This is a genomic window from Enterococcus massiliensis (genome assembly GCF_001050095.1).
In the GTDB taxonomy this organism is placed as follows: Bacteria; Bacillota; Bacilli; order Lactobacillales; family Enterococcaceae; genus Enterococcus_C; species Enterococcus_C songbeiensis.
The window spans coordinates 1,053,395-1,070,459 of record NZ_CVRN01000007.1 but is presented as its reverse complement, the minus strand read 5'-3'; the positions used below and the strand labels follow the sequence as shown (position 1 = coordinate 1,070,459).

Below are 17,065 nucleotides of genomic sequence, written 5' to 3'. Positions count from 1 at the left end.
GAAGGTCCCTCAATCATTCATCTTTTCTAGTTTATTAATTGAATCTAAAAAATCATACCCTTTCGGAACGAGTGGCGTATAAAATTCACTAATCACACTGCCCCCTGTATCCACATAACCTCGTCCTTTAATGCGTTTCATAAAGAAATTTTTTTCGACCTCACCAAACATCATGGAATACCCGAGTTCACTCATACGACCCAAAGCTACACGAAAGTTGAATTGATCGCGAATCCCATCTCCTAAATATTTCGCATCCGGTCTTTGACAAGCCAAAATCAGAAAGAAACCCGACTGACGGCCTAACATCACGATTTGTTTGAGCTTATTTAAAATCACCGCACTTTCTTTCGTCGTTAACATTTCCATATAAGCCACATACTCGTCAAAAATCAAAAAGTTTGGTGGAAGACCCAGATAGGCATAATTCTCTCCTGTTTTGTAGTTGGGCATCTCTTTCATCGCCCTACTACGAGCCATCATGCGTTCATAGAAGTCTTCCACACACGCAGAAATCTCCTCCTTTTGAGAATAGACGTGAGGCATTACTGTTCTTAAATCAGCTAGGTCCGCATTTTTGGGATCGAGGATAAACAATTCTGCATCTGACTTCAATAGTGCTTGAATAATGGTGAGGAGGAAATAGGTCTTCCCACCGCCTGTGCCGCCTGCGATTAACATATGAGGTAAAGAATCATACGCCCATACTTGATTTTTCATCAACAGCAGAATCCCCTTTTCTGCCACTACTTCGTCTATCTCAATTCGATTGGCAACCATATCGTAAAGCAAGGTATATTCCACATAGGAGTCTTTCAATTCCTTTTCTACTAGCTCACAATACAGTCCGCTTTCTAGCTTCTTTTCCAACTTCAATAGCTGATCTTGGTATTTACCAAGCGAAATTTGGACGCGAATAGATAGTAAACCATCCTTCATTCGATAATAGATTTTGGGGAAGTAACTGATACTCTCTTTGGTTCGGCTACTATTCAAATCTTTGAAAAAACCTTCACTCTGAGTTTGTTTCACTTCATACCAATGATTTTCTAGAATCATCCGAGCCAGCTTTTGTCGATGCCATAAACTTCGCCAATGGTCCTGAAAAAAGTGAATATAAAGCAATATCATGCTTCCCGAAAGAGCGAGACTTCCAAGTAGACATACTAAATCTTTTATAGACCAAACGATTTCACTAATAGAAAGTGACACCTTAGAAATATCAAATTGTCTAAGCTCTTGAAAATAAAAGACACCCACCCAACCGATGAATAAGGCACTTAGCCAGCCAATAACAAAGTGATAAACCAAGTGTTGATCTCCTGCGCGTATGCGATGTCCTTTGTACATTTTGATGGTTTCCACCTCCAGTCGAAAAAGTTATGCTAGTCATTTACTACTACGGGAAGTTGTTTCGTTTCCACCAATTGTTTTAAAAAGCTTTCAATGGCATCCGGCATTTCCACACCGATTTCTTCTAAGACGGATTCTGCTTGACGACATAAACTTTCATTTGCCTCGACAACCATAAAGAAAGACTCTTCTTCCCCTAACCAATCCAGTACATCAAAGTCTTCTTCGGCATCGTTACCTACTTCCAGTAATCCTTGATGCATAATCAGAAACATTTTTTCATCATAGGTTAATGCGTTAATGAGTTGTTCCTCGGTTAGCACGCCTTTGCCATATTGATCGAGACAATCTAAAATATGTTCCACATTAATTTCCATATTCTTCACCTATTTCTTTCCTTCATTTTGGTTCGTAGGATTTCCTTGATTCGGTTGTCGTTTTAAGACCAAATCATCTGCCTTGATAAACCAATTGACGGTAGTTCCTTCCCGAAAAACATAATTGGCAACGGTATCCACGATTGGATTGACTAGCTCTACCTCTGCATCATAAGCAAACTCGCGTAAGGGTACATTTGCTGGAATACTAACTTGGATCATTCGACCTTGTGCAGAGGATTTCAAATTATAGGTCCGTTCTTTTACCTCATTACTAACCGTTCCGTCCTCATTTTGTTTGCGTACTTCCCGACGTAATGCGGAAAAACGTAATTTCCCAAACGTTAATCCTGAATCTACGACAATACCTTCTGTTAATCTCATCTTCATTTCCTCCTATGCTTTCACTAAATCATCGACATACAACACGTAATCAGTAAACCCACGATTCTCAATCTCATAGCCTTTGGCAACCAAGTGGGGATTCACAGCTTTTAACGGTTGGTCTTGGTCAAAATCCTTTTCGCCGGCTTCCGCAGCTACTACCACTTCAATATCATCAGCTCGTTGTTTACTGGAATACAAATGATAACTGCGGCCAACCACCGTAGTATTCCGACCATATCCTTCCGTTAAAACTTCGCCTTCGCCGGCATAGCTTATCTTTCCAAAGGTTTCGGCCATATCTGGCACAACAAATTTCAATTCCATCTTCTTTTCCTCTTTTCATTGTTAGTTTTGGATACAAAAATAGCGCGACCACTTTTGTTAGGAGGCGGTCGCGCACGTTGCTTCTTATAATTTACTCGTATCATCTCATCACCTTAGTTCCGGCGATTCCAGAAATAATAGCCTGCCGTCGCGAAAATCAAGGTAAAGCCAATGAACAGTAACACATTGGAATTTTTCTCCCCGGTTTGAGGGAATGTCTTTACTGTGGGACTAGATTCTTTAGAGTTACTTGGAACAGTCGGTGTTTCCGGTTGGTCTGGTGTACTAGGGGTTGTCGGAACTTCTTTTGGTGTTACGGTTTGGGATTTTTCTTTCAGATCTTCATTGTGTTTGCCATTGATGTTTCCATCTTTATCGTAATTGATTTCTGCAAAAGTAAACTTAACTCCTTCTGGGTATTTGCTGGTATCGACTTTTTCTACAAGCACGGTTTTGGTGAATTCTTTGTCATTGACTTCATACTCAATCTTGCCAGATTTCCAAATTTCTTTGTCTGTACCATCTGGTAGTAAAGCATACAAAATGGTTTCAAAGGCTTCTTTTGAGCCATCCAGAACATCATGGGTAATCGACACATCATCAAACATAGCCACCACATCACCGTGAGTGAACGTCTGAGAACCATCTTCTAGGTGGGCTTTGGTTTGAATGGAAACATGGCGTTCCATTTCACTCTTAACCGTTTGCGCTTGATTGTTCAAACTGGCATCCTTCGCTACAGGCTCATCACCCGTTTCAAAAGCTTCCTTACTTTCATACACATAGTTGAATAAGACGATGGTTTTATCCAAAACTTGTTCGGCCGTTAATTTATGCAGAATTTCCCAAGTTCCTGTTTTCTCTTTGTTTGCCAATGTTGCGGTTGTTTCCGCAATTACCACTGGTTTCGCTTGTTCATCTTTTTCTTGGACATCTTTTGTGGCTTCCACATCGATTGCTTGAGCCACTACATACCAATCGTCTTTGATTTCATGCAAGTTATAGCTCAATTTATCAACTAGCTCGGTAGAATCAAGAGTAGTTAATTCCTTGTTGCCGTCTTTCCAAGTCGCTAGAGAAGTTAAGCTGTCTTCTTCCTCAGGCAAATCGTAGAGCATCAAACGGTTCAAGCTAACAAAAAACGCTTTGCTCGTCAGTTTCTCGTAAGGAACAGTCACCGTCTTAATCGGTTGTTTTTGACCTTGTTCGGTAATGGTAAAGACATACTCACTCTTAGTGTAATCCTCTTTGTTTTCCTTAAAAGTAGAACGGATTTCTAGTGGCGTAATCTTTTGGAAACCTTCTGGTGCCTCCACTTCTTCAAGTAAGTAATCCCCATAAGGCAGATTTTCAAACTTGCCATAACCATCAAAACCTAATTGCTCGTTATAAGCTGTGGTCGCCTCATCTTCAGCTCCGGTAATTTCATTGGTTCCCTCCAATGGTGTTACCTTAAAGGTTAAGTCATTAAAGCCAGTTTCGGTAGTCCCTGCAGCAGATCCAGCAAACTTGAAGAAATCAAAGCCAAAGCGAATCACTTGTTCTTTGGTAGTTACATCACGTTTGATTACAACGTTTTTTGCGTCATCATCTACTTTTTTGATGGACACCGGATATTTCGCTTCATCCAAGGTATATCCTTCTGGCGCTTTGGTTTCTTGCCAGTAATACTCATTAATGGCTAAATGCTTCACAGCAACTTGATTCTTTTCGTCTAAAGCTAAAGTCACCGTTTCATCAGAAGCTTTCGTTCCTTTCACTAATTCTGGTTTAAAAACCTCACTCCATTTAACAGCTTTTCCATCCTTAGCAGTAAACAAGGTGTATTCGGCTCCTGTAAATTCAGCTTTTCCTTGTGTTTTCTCACCGGTATCTTTGTCTTCTTTTGTCAAAGTGGTTTCGCCAGTGATTTCTTGATTCTGACCTTTTACATTACTGGTCACAAGCGCCACAGTTTGATTGGCGTATTTCAGTTCAACTTTCACGGGCTTGAAGGTATTTACGAAACCATTGCTAGCTTTGGTTTCTGTCACATAGTAGATTCCCAATTCCAACGCATTGGCAATCTCTTTTGGTGGTTCCCCATGCCCTTTTTTGTCAGTCGTGATTTCTTCGACGATTTCACCAGTTGGGCTATCTTTGCGAATGGCAAACGTGTTTCCAGCTAAGGAATAATTCTCATTCCAAAGATCAGTCCCTGACTCAATCCCGGTTTTATCCAGAATGATTTGCCCTTTTTCTCGATTGTTTTTCGAAGTCACAGAAATAGTCTCACCGGCTTTAATGATTGCGGTCAGTGGTGTGGTGTCAATCGTATAAGGAGCCGGAACAGATTTTTCAGTAATGGTTACTTTCGTGCCATGGGGAATCCCATCCAATGTCGCACTTCCCTCTTTATCGGTAGTTACGTCTTTTACGGGTGATGTTTTCCCAAAATCTAAATGGAAAACTGTTCCTGGTACAACATCACCTGATTCTTTATCGACTTTTTTTATCTTCAAAGAACCCTCAGTTTCCACATCAATTTTGATTGTATGGGTATTTGGTTTATCAATCGCCCCGGCCATTAAAGTTTGTTGACCAGCCATTTTATAAGCAACTGGTGTTCCCGTACCAGCAGATTTCTTAAGCGTCAGCACACCACTTTCTTTTGAATTAGCATTTGGGGTGATAACCAATTGATTGCCATTTACACGATAATCAATGTTTGCGGTATTTTCCACAACTTCATCAAATTCTGACAAGTTCAGATTATTCGTATCTGTCACTGTGGTTGATTGACCTAACACTGTTTTTATCGTGGAATTATGGAAACTTGGTTTCTTCTGATAATCGGCAATGGCCTGATTGATTTTCGCCTCAATGGCTGCGATATTTACGGCACTGCCATCTGGATGCTTCATAAAATGAAGAGTATATCCATTCACTTCTTGCCAGATCATCTTCTGAGCCACAATATGGGTATCCACATCCGTGCCGGCATTCTTCCACAATACAGAAACTAGTTTTGCTTTTTCCGGCATAGATGGTAATGGATTTTTTTCATAACCTGGCGTAAATTCATTGTAAATGGGCACTCCTGGTTCAATACAGAAAATATCTTGTTTCACACCATTGTAGACAGCATAATGCGGAACGGTAACTTCTGACATAGGACGACCATCACTAAAAGTGCCTTCAACCGCATATTGATGCGCTAAATCCAGTTCAACCGTCACTGTTTGTGGATGAGTGATTTCCTCTGCAAAGGCAATCGTTGGACCAATAGATCCGCCAATTGTTTGACATAAAAGACCTAGTGTTGCGAGCAAATGCCAATTCTTAAATCTTGGATTTTTCATAAAATAAATCTCCTTTCATTTTTGGATAATAAAAAAGAGACATCCACGTTTGAATGCCTCAAGTGTTTAAAAACTATTCTTTTCAATAATCATCAGATGCCATATATCAAAAACTCCAAAGAGACTTTCCCGATATAAGCATATTGAATAGTGCGATCTGTGTTCGGAATATCTTTTCCATTCTCATATCGGTCCATCGACCATTTCGTGATAGGCGGTGAAAAAAATTTTCCAAAGTCTTCTCTTTCCAAACGATAATCCCTTCGAATTTTTCGAAATCTTAATCCCATTCGGAACGGATCTAATTTTTCAAACTTGCTAACCTTATTTCCTTTTCTTAGCATCTTATTGAAAGTCTCTCCGTACAAAATATAAGGAACAGTTACTTTACCCAAGTAAGCAACATTCATTAGTCTTTCAATATCAGGAATGTTTATCCCTTTTTCCCACCTTGTCACAACATTCTTTCCAGCAGATCGAGTGAATTTCTTCCCAAATTTTTCTAATGTCTCACCTCTAGCCTTCCGAATCTCTTGGATTCGTTTTCCCATTGCCATTTTATCAACGACAGGTAATTTAAAAGATCCATCATCTTGCTTAATATCCATCAAAATTTCTTTTCCGTCGTTAGAAAGAAACAGAGAAATTTTTTGTTCCATTTCTTTTGACGGTTTTCTATTTCTGTTTAATACATAACTGAGTGATACTTCACTAGTCCCTATTTTAGTAGCCAACTCTTTATTAAGTAGCTTATTCATGTCTCTGTATTCAATTAGTTGGTCGATAAGAGTCTTAAGTTTATCTACCTCATCTTTTAGTAGCGTTTCTACATTCAGAATCTTACTTAGTGTATCGTCTACGTCTTTGGGAATCTTTCTTATCCCTTTTTCGTACTTGACTAAAGCACTCTGCGAAATTCCAGCTAACTCAGCCAACTCTTTTTGAGATAATTTTTTCTCTTTCCTTAGAGATTTAAGGAAATCACCACTTATAATTTCAGACATGAAAAAAGCACCCCCTATGAGATGCTTTTATCATACGCTGACGGTTAAAAACCTTCAAGGAAAATATTCCATTTTTGTTAATTTTATTGTTGCCGTGACAACCGTATGACAGTTTAAACTTTTTTAAACGGGTAAATCACGGATTTTCTACCACTCAAAAAGGTTGATTTAATAGGTTTTCCAGGTTATAAAAAGCTATTTCGCATTATCTTGGTCGTCCATTTTCAAAACTGCCATGAAGGCTTCTTGTGGTACTTCTACGGAACCGATTTGTTTCATTCGCTTCTTGCCTTCTTTTTGTTTTTCAAGCAATTTGCGTTTTCGGGATACATCTCCGCCGTAACATTTTGCCAACACATTTTTTCGTAAGGCTTTGATATCAGAACGAGCAACGATTTTCTGTCCGATAGCAGCCTGAATCGGTACTTCAAATTGTTGGCGAGGAATCAGTTTCTTTAGTTTTTCAACAATCGCTTTTCCTCGTTCAAATGCAAAATCACGATGGACGATAAAGCTCAAAGCATCCACTTTTTCGGCATTCAACAAGATATCCATCTTCACAAGCTTGCTTGGGCGATAGCCTGACATTTCGTAATCCAATGAAGCATAGCCTTTTGTACTGGATTTTAATTTATCAAAGAAATCAAAAACGATTTCTGACAAAGGAATTTCATAGACAACGTTTACCCGATAGTCATCCAAGTAATCCATCGTTACAAAATCACCACGTTTTCGTTGCGCAAGCTCCATCACTGCACCAACAAAATCATTTGGAACCATAATTTGCGCTTTTACGTAAGGTTCTTCCACATTTTGAATCGTCACTGGATCTGGAAAATCAGCCGGATTATCCACGATTTCTTGAGTGCCGTCTGTTTTATTCACATGATAAATTACTGACGGTGCTGTTGTGATCAATTCAAGATTGAATTCTCGTTCAAGACGTTCTTGTACAACGTCCATGTGCAGCAACCCTAAAAATCCGCAGCGGAAACCAAAACCAAGTGCTTGAGATGTCTCCGGTTCAAACTGCAACGCAGCATCATTTAATTGTAATTTTTCCAAGGCTTCTCTCAAATCGTTGTAACGGGAAGTATCAATTGGATACAACCCACAAAAAACCATTGGATTCATTTTTCGATAGCCATGCAATGCTTTTTCTGCTGGATTGTTTGCTAAGGTCACGGTATCCCCAACCCGCGTATCTTGAACCGTTTTGATTGCGGCGGTGATATACCCAACGTCTCCAACCATTAAATAGTCCCGTTGAACTGCCTTTGGTGAAAAAACGCCAACTTCGGTCACATCAAACGTTTTTCCGTTACTCATCATTTGAATTTTATCGCCAGGACGCACGACCCCATCCATAACTCGCACATTCAGGACAACCCCTCGATAAGAATCATAAATAGAATCAAAAATCAGTGCTTTTAACGGTGCATCTAAATCACCGCTTGGTGCAGGAACGTATTCGACGATTTGTTCCAAAATTTCTTGAATACCGATTCCCGCTTTGGCACTGGCAAGAACAGCTTCGCTGGCATCAATTCCGATGACATCTTCAATTTCTTTGCGTACTCGTTCAGGATCAGCGGCCGGCAAATCAATTTTATTGATAACTGGTAAAATTTCCAAATCATTATCCAATGCTAAATAAACATTTGCCAATGTTTGAGCTTCGATTCCCTGCGCTGCATCCACCACTAAAATCGCACCTTCACAGGCAGCTAAACTACGAGAAACTTCGTAGGTAAAATCCACATGCCCCGGGGTATCAATTAAATGAAAAATATATGCTTCGCCATCTTTAGCGGTATAGTTCAACTCCACGGCATTTAACTTGATTGTAATGCCCCGCTCCCGTTCAAGATCCATTGAATCAAGTAACTGGTTTTGCATCTCACGAGTCGTGACAGTATTTGTTTTCTCCAAAATTCGATCTGCTAATGTAGATTTCCCGTGGTCAATATGGGCGATGATGGAAAAATTACGGATCTTTTCACGTCTTTTCTTCATTTCTTCTATATTCATGTGTTTCCTCATTTCTTTTAATCAACTTCTTTATTATACCAACGCAAATAGGATAAGTCATCCTTTATCCGTGATTCAGAAAATAAATTGTTCTGAGGAAAGTTTTTAAAATAGTTCTTATTCGTGAAAAAAAGCTATTTTTTCTTTCTCACTAAAAAAACAATCCCAACAATGAGCAAAAAAACGATTAAGCCATAGAACCATTTGGGTGTGGGAACTAAAATACCGGTCTTTCCATCCGAATGACCAATGATTACACCTAAAAGCTTCATTCGAATCATGATTGAAAATTCCTCCTGTCTTTTGAAATAAACGTCCGAATTATTGCTCTTATTGTAACAATAAATCAATAAAAATAGAACCCGAGACAATTCTCAGATTCTATTTACTCTCTTATTCGTCAAATAGCTGATATTTTTTTCTTGCCATCACTGCGACAAGTAATAATAAAATCCCTGATAATAGGAAGATTGTCTGTGCACCAAAAAGATCGGAAATAGAACCCGCGATAAGTGATGCCACAGCAAAAGTTCCTGTATAGAGAACATTCATTGCGGCATAAACGGCAACAAGTTTTTCATTTGGAATATGTTGCTGTAACACAGTGGACTGAGGAATATTCTTGATTTGAGAAAAGACACCCACCAAAACAGAGCAAAAAAGAACAAACACCGGATGCCAACCGGGGGCAACTAAAAATGTTACCAGCGCACCACCTAAGGAACCTAGCCAGATCAACGTTGCTTTTTTCGTAGTTCTTCCCGTTAAACGCATCACAACAAGGCTTCCCAATAAAGCACCTGCAAAAAAAGTTGCATTAATATAGCCCCACCAATTTTCTGTTACGTGAAGAACGTCTTTTACAAAGGATAAAATTACCGCCGACACCCATGCCGTATTTGCAACTCCTTCAAGAATATCCATCGAAACCACTGTGCGAAGAAGCGGCTGCTGTCGAATTTCTTGCCATCCAACTGAAAAATTCTTCCACTCACTTTCTTTGGATTCTATTTTGTTTTCAACTTGAGGAAGCCACCAAAACAATGATGTCGCTATCAGAAAGATTCCCATATCCAACCAGACTAAATTTGAAACCGAAAAAAGAATCAATAAAGAGGAACCACCCGCCCAACTACCAATGCTAACAATTTGCAGCAACGTGCTGAAAATACTATTGGCTCGCATCAGATTTTCCTTTGCTACATAATGAGGCAGCAATGCTGTTGCGACTGGATCCGCACATCCATCTAAAAAAGCAATACAGCTGATGAAACCAAACAAAACAAGTAATTGAACAGAGGAAGAAAGTTGCAGATAAATAGCCAAGCCAAACAAAAACACTGTTTTGCAAAGTTGAAGACTCTTCAAAAGCTGAGTCAAAGAGACACGTACGATAATCAACGGTGTCAATAAACCTGATAAAACCATACTTCCAGTAATGATAACAGGCACAATTGCTGCGGCAAACACCGAGTGAGTAATCGCAAATACTAAACTTATTATGGCAATCGTATACAGCGTATCACCAATATTAGCTATCGTTTGTCCTGCAAGTAATTTAATAAAAGAATGCTTATTCAATTTTTTCACCTTCACTTAGAAGAAACGAAATTTTCGTTCTTCAATTTTTTTCGTTTATTTCCAAGTGAAGAATTCTACCGTCTATTCATGGCTATGCTCCTTAAAAATACGTTCATTCTATAATAGCTTGATTATCCCTTTCCTTCTATTACAATGCAAGAAGATTTTTTATTTTGAGACAATTTTCATGTGAAATTGAAATCAGAACCATAAAAATATTATGTAAATTAAATTGCCTATATACTTTTCCACTCCTCCCACCATCAAATTCGAGCAAAATACAGTTGCCTTTGGTATACTGAGAATTGAAAATCGATTTGCTTTTATCAGATGTCTTTTTTTCAAAGAACTCTGATAAAAAGTAAAAACTAGTAGTTGGAGTGATAGGAATGAAAATCTATTTTGCAGCACCTATGTTTGCGAAAAGTGACTTACTTTATAATGCGGAGTTGGTAAAAAAGTTGCGAAGAAACCATCCGCAACTGGAAATTTATTTGCCTCAGGAAAATGCGGCAATCAATGATAAAACTGCTTATGCTGACAGCAAGATGATTGCCTTAGCAGATACAGAAAAAGTTGTAGAAAGTCAGTTGATGATTGCTTTATTAGACGGTTTATCCATTGATGCCGGCGTTGCTTCAGAAATTGGTGTTGCCTATGCCAATCGCATTCCAGTATTGGGTCTTTACACGGATTCCCGGCAGCAAGGAGCAACCAATGCCAAAAAAATTGATGCCTTACAACAAGTTGCTGAAAATCAATTTCATTACACGAATTTGTATACAGTCGGTCTAATAAAATTAAACGGTGCAGTGTTTGCCTCTGAAGAAAACCTGTTCCAAGGTGTCGCCCGCTTTGTGGAAGGAGATAACTCATGACAGTAACCTATCGCAAGATTCAATTGGGCATGACAGTTTTAGGAATCGGTATTTTGATTTTCAATATTTGGGAGCTGGTTACTGGGCGATTTCCACAAAATCAAGCCATCGTCTTTGTGGTTGAATGTCTTGCCGGCATCCTGCTTATTTATTTACCGGAAATCATCTACAAACTGATTCGTATTCGAATGCCAGAAGCGACTGTTTATTTTTACTGGTTCTTTCTTTTGATTTCTGTTTTTCTTGGAACCTGTCTTCACATGATTCTGATTGTTAATTTTTGGGATAAAATCCTCCACACCGTTAGTCCAATGGTATTGACGGCAGTTGGTTATGGTTTGATCGGAATTTTCTTACGAGATGCTGATGTAAAAAGAATCTCACCTTGGTTATTTCTATTATTCGGCTTTGCCTTTGCCGGATTGTGTGGTGTGATTTGGGAATTTTGGGAATTTGCCTGTGACCAATTTGGCGGAATGAATCTGCAACGGTATCAAACAGTTGCAGGACAGGCGTTTATTGGTCGAGCAGCGTTAATGGATACCATGGGGGATCTCTTTACCAATACGTTGGGAGCATTGATTATGTCGGTTTTTGCCGCAATCCAAAGTAGAGGCCAAGCAGAATATTTTCTTTCCTATCGTTTGCAAAAGGCACCGGAAAAAGAACGAAAAGCTCGAAAATTATAAAAAAAAGTGAGTCCAGTAAATGGGCTCACCTTTTTTTTGCAATTTCCTGCAATTTTTCTCTTAGAAAATCATCGGGATTAATACAGGTAATCGGGGTTCGTGATTGATAGTCCTCAAGAAAATAAGGAAAATGAGTACATCCAATCAAGATTGCTTCAATTTTATTTTTTGGAAAATAATCGGTTGTCTCCAATAATCCAAAGCTTTCTACAATTTGTTTGCTGGGGATTTTTGCCTCTACTGCTTTGACCCAAGAAAGATTGGTTACACTAAAAACTTCAATCTGTGGATTGCTTTGCACCAATTCTTTTTCAATTCCCGCAGCTCCTTGTGCATTTGCTGCCAAAACGCCCAGTTTCTTATACTTCCCTGCTAATTGCCGGTAGACTTGAAAAGGTGTGATGATTGGCAACGAATAGTCAACGGCTAATTGATCAAAATCAATGGAGCCGCTAAGGGAATTACAGTACACAAAAAGTGCAGTAACGTCTTGTTCCAACAGCTCGTCAATTTTTTTACGAATCTGTCTTTCTCTTTTTTCATAAGGTTGTGTTTGAAAAAAAGTTTGTTCGCTAGGATTTTTCGAAATAGGCGTTTGAATTACATCAACCTTTAAATCTGCGATTAAAGCGGCGCCCATTCGAGTATCAACGGGGGTCCCCCCCATAATGGCAAGTTTCATAAATTGTCTCACTACTTTCTTTTTTTTATTATACGACTTTTTTCTTCGTTGTCGAGCAACAAAAAAGCCAGCCGCAAAATCCTGCAACTGACTACTTCGTTATTAGGTGTGGTCTAGCGATATGGTATTTCCAACATCGTCATTTGTTCTTCTGCGTTCGCCGAAGCATCTGTCAAATAATATTCATAACTTTGATGCATAAATTCCCGTCCGCCCTTTTTTATTTCGTCAATCATCAAAGAATAAACTAGTGCCAAATCATCGTCACTTCCAGTAAATGTTCCTTGGATCGCTTTATAGCCCGCCATTTGGTAACAAATGATTTCAATCGTGTCATTGATTTCGTGATCAATAGGAATACCAATCTCGATCATCACCTTCGCAGCAGCAATATTTCCATTTTCATCAAGTTTTTTAAAAGAAACAAACGGCAGACCGGCAATTTGCGCTTTTTCTCGTTCAATATGATCGGCTAATTTCATGAAACTTTCACCAATCCAATCAAATACCTCTGCATTCGTCATTTCTTTCGTAATTGAAACAACTAATTGCGGATTTTTCCGAATCTTGATTAATTCCATATTGCTCTCCTCCTATACTAGATATGACAAGTCACTGGCAACAGATGGATAGCCGATAATAAAACTACTGATTTCTTCTGCGGTTATTTTTTTATCAATCGCAAGTGCGAGTAAATTGATCAACTCATCGGCATGAGTACTCAACGTACTGGCTCCAACAAGCTGATTTTTTTCGAAAATCAGTTTTGCTTTAGCGATTGGTTCATTGATTCGATGATAGGTGAACCATTCTGTCAAATCTTTTTCTACAATCGTAAATTGTTGGCCATTTTCCAAAGCTTCTTTTGTAGGAATACCTACCTGAGCCAATTTTGGACTACCGAATACGATTGTTGGAATTGCCGGGTAACTGATTCCTTTTTCGATTTTTTCCATTGTTTTCACAACATAGTTGGCTTCAAAGGTAGACACTGGTGTCAATTTGGGTATTTTTTTAGCTAAAACATCTCCACAAGCGAAAATATTTTGTGTTGTCGTTTGTAGAAATTCATTTACGATAATTCCATGCTGATCATACTGAACACCAGCATTTTCCAACTGCAACGTCTCGACATTTGGAATTCTACCGGTAGCACAAATGACAAGGTCACTTTCAAGCTGAAACTTATTTCCTTTAAGCAGATACGTTTCTGATTCTGTTTTTTCGATTTCATCTAAAGAAATATCATAATTGAGAGAGATTCCTTGGGTTTTTAGTTGATTCATTAACTCAGTAACCAATTCTTCATCAAATGCTTTTAATGGTCGATCATTATGATGGATGATAGACACTTCTGCCCCGGCAGCACTAGCGATCGTTGCCAGCTCAATTGCCACGTAGCCAGCGCCAACAAAAGCAATTCTTTTTGGTAACCGATCCAAATCAAGAAAATCGGTACTAGTTTTAAAATATTCTTTTCCTTTGATTGCCAATAACGTTGGACGTTGCCCGCTGGCGATCAAAAATTGTTTGGCTTCAATAATTTCTTCCCTTACCTGCAGATGATTTTCATCCAAAAAACGCGCAGTTCCTTTAAGCGTTTCAATCCCGGATTTTTCTAATGACGTTTGACGGGATTTAGGAACTGGCTGGGTGAAAGTCCGTTTAAACGCCATCAACTCCTGCCAATTAATTGTCGGTGTTTCTGAAAATCCTTTTCCTTGCAGGTGTTGGATGCTCTTTTGCGCTTCAACTGCCGCAAGCAGAACTTTTTTTGGATCACATCCGCGGTTTGGACAGGTTCCACCCCATAAATCTTCTTCGACAATAATGACGGAATGTCCACTTTCCTTTAAGCCAAAAGCAGCACTCAATCCAGCAACCCCAGAACCAATAACAACAACATCAGCTTTCTTCATCTGCCTCCTCCTTTCGACTCAAAAATGCAAATACATCTTGTCCTGATAATTGTCCAACTACTTCCTGTCCTCTTTTAATACTCACGCTTGAGGCAGTCGCTAAAACACGATAAACTTCCTGTAAAGTGGTATCTTCAGTGATTATTGGTTGCTCTTTTTTCATAACAGTCGTTTGATAAAAACCAGCCTGCATCATTTGTCGAACCGTCACAAGCGCCGCTTCATCCTCACCAGTTTCCTCAAAAAAGGTTTCAATAAATTTCGTTTTGGGTTCTGCAATAATTTTTTCTGGCGTGTCACATTGAATCAACCGTCCGTTGCGCATGACTGCAATTCGATCCCCCAATTTGATGGCTTCTTTCATATTATGGGTAACAAATACAATCGTGGTGCCCAAATCTTCATGCAACTGCAAAACCAGCTCTTGGAGGGAGGAACGAGAAATCGGATCAAGCGCACTAAAGGGTTCATCCATCAAAATTACTTCTGGATTGGCAGCAATCGCCCGCAAAATTCCGATTCGCTGCTGCTCCCCGCCGGAAAGTTCTCGAGGCATTCGGTTGCGATACTGTTCAGGATTCAAATTAACTAATTTTAATAATCGATCCACATCCATTTTACGTTTTTCTTTTTCCCAGCCAAGCATTTCTGGAATAACTTCTATGTTTTGTTTTACAGTCATCGTTGGAAATAATGCGATCTGTTGTAAAACGTATCCCATCTGCCACCGCATTTTTTGCAGGTTGTAATCCTTGATCCGTTTTCCTTTAAAATACACGTCCCCCTCCGTAGGTTCGGTCAACGCATTAATCATTTTCAACGTTGTGGTCTTCCCACTTCCTGAAGGCCCCACCAAAACGAAAATTTCTCCGGTTTGGATACTGAGGTTCAACTGATCGATTACGATCTTTTCGCCGTAGCGTTTTTCCACATTTCTAAATGCAATTATCTCGGTCATTTTTCTGCCTCCTTCAACAAACCCTGTTCAAGCAAAAAGTCGCGGGCAACTTTTTCAGGTTGTTTCTTCTCCACATTGACTTGATAGTTGAGGGAGATCATTTGTTCTTCGGTAATTTTTCCAGCTAGACGATTTAATGCTTTGACGACTTCAGGGTGCTTCTCTGCAAATTCTTTTTGCATCAACGGTGCACCTTGATAAGGTGGGAAAAGATGTTGATCGTCCTTTAGCGTAACCAGTTTATATTGTTGGATTTCGCTATCTGTCGAGTAGGCATCAATTAAATTAATGTCTCCATTATTGATGGCTTGATAACGCAAAGCCGGCTCCATACTTTGAACGCTTGGGAAATCCAATTGATAGTTCTCCTGAATTCCTTTGTACCCGTCTGAACGGTCGATAAATTCCAACGTAAAACCAGCTTTGATTTGATTTTGTATTTTGATCAAATCTGAAATGCTCTCAATTTGATGTTCCTTGGCAAACGCTTCTTTCATCGCCAATGCATAAGTATTTTGATAAGCCATAGGTTCAAGAAACGTCATCTGATACTGGTCTGTCAGCAATGTTTTGGCTTTCTCATAGGTTTCCTCCGAAGAAAAGGCTTTTCCTTGATCTCCTTCAGGAACTTTGACTAGACTTTCTAAGACCGTACCGGTAAATTCCGGATAAATATCGATTTGGTTGTGCTCTAAAGCACTAAATAAAAAACTCGTTTTACCAAAATTTGGTTTTAATTCGACTTGAATTTCAGGATTTTCTTCTTCAATTAATTCTTTATACATATTAATCAAAATATCCGGCTCCGAGCCTAATTTTCCAGCGATTGTGACCATGGTTCCTTGAAAAGCTCCTGTTTGGTAAATAGAAACACCACCAATCAAAAAAATCAATCCAGCTAAAGTCAGTAACGTATAGCGAGGTTTTAAATTTTGCAGCAAACGAATCAAACTGCTAAACAAAATTGCCAATAATGCAGAGCTGATAGCTCCGATCAATGTGAGCATCGGTGTATTCCGATCGATACCTAATAAAATAAAGGTTCCTAGTCCACCAGCACCGATCAGCGCTGCTAAAGTGGCGGTACCAATAATCAAAACCAATGCTGTCCGAATTCCGGAAATAATTACCGGCAGCGCGATGGGAAGCTCCACTTTGATTAAGCGGCGCATCCGAGACATACCAAATGCCACCGCTGCCTCTTCAATGGAAGGATCAATTTCTGATAAACCAATATACGTATTTTGAAAAATCGGCAACAACGCATAAATCACCAATGCAATCAATGCTGGCGCAGTGCCGATACCGACAAAAGGAATCAATAGTCCCAACAGTGCCAATGAAGGAATTGTTTGTAAAACGCTGGTGATTTGCAGCATAACCTCTGCCGCTTTTTTATAATTTGCCAACCAAATCGCCAAAGGAACAGCAATAATAATTGCAATCAAAAGTGCAATAATCGAAATAGAAAGATGTTGGAAAGTTGCTGAAAGTAGTTCGTCTTTTCGATCAAGAAGCATATCTATAAAAATTTTCATTTC

Annotated in this window: 16 protein-coding genes; 2 read left to right on the top strand and 14 right to left on the bottom strand. The window is 39.2% G+C overall.

Features of this window, described 5'->3' with window-relative positions; all coding sequences use genetic code 11:
* Positions 1 to 9: 9 nt before the first annotated feature.
* The 9 genes from BN1875_RS12380 to BN1875_RS12345 all read right to left on the bottom strand — a co-directional run bounded on the left by BN1875_RS12380 (position 10) and on the right by BN1875_RS12345 (position 10,407).
* Positions 10 to 1,350 carry an FtsK/SpoIIIE domain-containing protein gene (locus tag BN1875_RS12380; RefSeq protein WP_048605138.1) on the bottom strand — a complete coding sequence of 447 codons (1,341 nt, stop codon included), beginning with the start codon at positions 1,348 to 1,350 and terminating at the stop codon, positions 10 to 12.
* Between the two features lie 35 nt (positions 1,351 to 1,385).
* Positions 1,386 to 1,739 (bottom strand): type II toxin-antitoxin system RelB/DinJ family antitoxin, encoded by a 354-nt coding sequence (locus BN1875_RS12375; RefSeq protein WP_147570600.1) that lies wholly within the window; start codon positions 1,737 to 1,739, stop codon positions 1,386 to 1,388.
* The gene (locus tag BN1875_RS12370) at positions 1,740 to 2,114 is read right to left on the bottom strand and encodes a YdcP family protein (protein WP_002335604.1); all 375 of its coding nucleotides are present in this window, start codon (positions 2,112 to 2,114) and stop codon (positions 1,740 to 1,742) included.
* Between the two features lie 12 nt (positions 2,115 to 2,126).
* Complete coding sequence (locus tag BN1875_RS12365) at positions 2,127 to 2,441, bottom strand: YdcP family protein (protein WP_010759326.1); 315 nt, start codon at positions 2,439 to 2,441, stop codon at positions 2,127 to 2,129.
* 113 nt (positions 2,442 to 2,554) lie between these two features.
* Positions 2,555 to 5,782, bottom strand: a complete 3,228-nt coding sequence (gene fss3, locus BN1875_RS12360; protein WP_048605137.1) for a fibrinogen-binding MSCRAMM adhesin Fss3 — start codon at positions 5,780 to 5,782, stop codon at positions 2,555 to 2,557.
* A 92-nt stretch (positions 5,783 to 5,874) separates the two neighbouring features.
* The gene (locus tag BN1875_RS12355) at positions 5,875 to 6,786 is read right to left on the bottom strand and encodes a helix-turn-helix domain-containing protein (protein WP_048605136.1); all 912 of its coding nucleotides are present in this window, start codon (positions 6,784 to 6,786) and stop codon (positions 5,875 to 5,877) included.
* A gap of 195 nt (positions 6,787 to 6,981) precedes the next feature.
* The gene (lepA, locus tag BN1875_RS12350) at positions 6,982 to 8,817 is read right to left on the bottom strand and encodes a translation elongation factor 4 (protein WP_048605135.1); all 1,836 of its coding nucleotides are present in this window, start codon (positions 8,815 to 8,817) and stop codon (positions 6,982 to 6,984) included.
* Between the two features lie 134 nt (positions 8,818 to 8,951).
* Positions 8,952 to 9,098 (bottom strand): hypothetical protein, encoded by a 147-nt coding sequence (locus BN1875_RS13665; RefSeq protein WP_156171215.1) that lies wholly within the window; start codon positions 9,096 to 9,098, stop codon positions 8,952 to 8,954.
* Between the two features lie 112 nt (positions 9,099 to 9,210).
* Positions 9,211 to 10,407 (bottom strand): MFS transporter, encoded by a 1,197-nt coding sequence (locus BN1875_RS12345; RefSeq protein ID WP_231586085.1) that lies wholly within the window; start codon positions 10,405 to 10,407, stop codon positions 9,211 to 9,213.
* A gap of 380 nt (positions 10,408 to 10,787) precedes the next feature.
* Between BN1875_RS12345 and BN1875_RS12340 the strand changes: the two genes are divergently transcribed.
* A complete protein-coding gene (locus tag BN1875_RS12340; protein ID WP_048605133.1) occupies positions 10,788 to 11,276 on the top strand; it encodes a nucleoside 2-deoxyribosyltransferase in 489 nt (162 codons plus the stop codon).
* On the top strand, positions 11,273 to 11,965 hold the full coding sequence (locus tag BN1875_RS12335) for a DUF2238 domain-containing protein (RefSeq protein WP_048605132.1): 693 nt from the start codon (positions 11,273 to 11,275) through the stop codon (positions 11,963 to 11,965). The genes BN1875_RS12340 and BN1875_RS12335 overlap by 4 nt, the downstream gene beginning before the upstream one ends.
* Positions 11,966 to 11,990: 25 nt before the next feature.
* Here the strand turns inward: BN1875_RS12335 and BN1875_RS12330 are convergent, their stop codons facing one another.
* The 5 genes from BN1875_RS12330 to BN1875_RS12310 all read right to left on the bottom strand — a co-directional run bounded on the left by BN1875_RS12330 (position 11,991) and on the right by BN1875_RS12310 (position 17,062).
* Positions 11,991 to 12,647, bottom strand: a complete 657-nt coding sequence (locus BN1875_RS12330; protein WP_048605345.1) for an aspartate/glutamate racemase family protein — start codon at positions 12,645 to 12,647, stop codon at positions 11,991 to 11,993.
* A 113-nt stretch (positions 12,648 to 12,760) separates the two neighbouring features.
* Positions 12,761 to 13,228, bottom strand: a complete 468-nt coding sequence (locus BN1875_RS12325) for a GyrI-like domain-containing protein (protein ID WP_048605131.1) — start codon at positions 13,226 to 13,228, stop codon at positions 12,761 to 12,763.
* 12 nt (positions 13,229 to 13,240) lie between these two features.
* Complete coding sequence (locus BN1875_RS12320; RefSeq protein WP_048605130.1) at positions 13,241 to 14,566, bottom strand: dihydrolipoyl dehydrogenase family protein; 1,326 nt, start codon at positions 14,564 to 14,566, stop codon at positions 13,241 to 13,243.
* Positions 14,553 to 15,524 carry an ABC transporter ATP-binding protein gene (locus BN1875_RS12315; RefSeq protein WP_048605129.1) on the bottom strand — a complete coding sequence of 324 codons (972 nt, stop codon included), beginning with the start codon at positions 15,522 to 15,524 and terminating at the stop codon, positions 14,553 to 14,555. The genes BN1875_RS12320 and BN1875_RS12315 overlap by 14 nt, the downstream gene beginning before the upstream one ends.
* The gene (locus tag BN1875_RS12310) at positions 15,521 to 17,062 is read right to left on the bottom strand and encodes an ABC transporter permease/substrate-binding protein (protein WP_048605128.1); all 1,542 of its coding nucleotides are present in this window, start codon (positions 17,060 to 17,062) and stop codon (positions 15,521 to 15,523) included. Before BN1875_RS12310 ends, BN1875_RS12315 begins: the two co-directional genes overlap by 4 nt.
* Positions 17,063 to 17,065 lie beyond the last annotated feature (3 nt).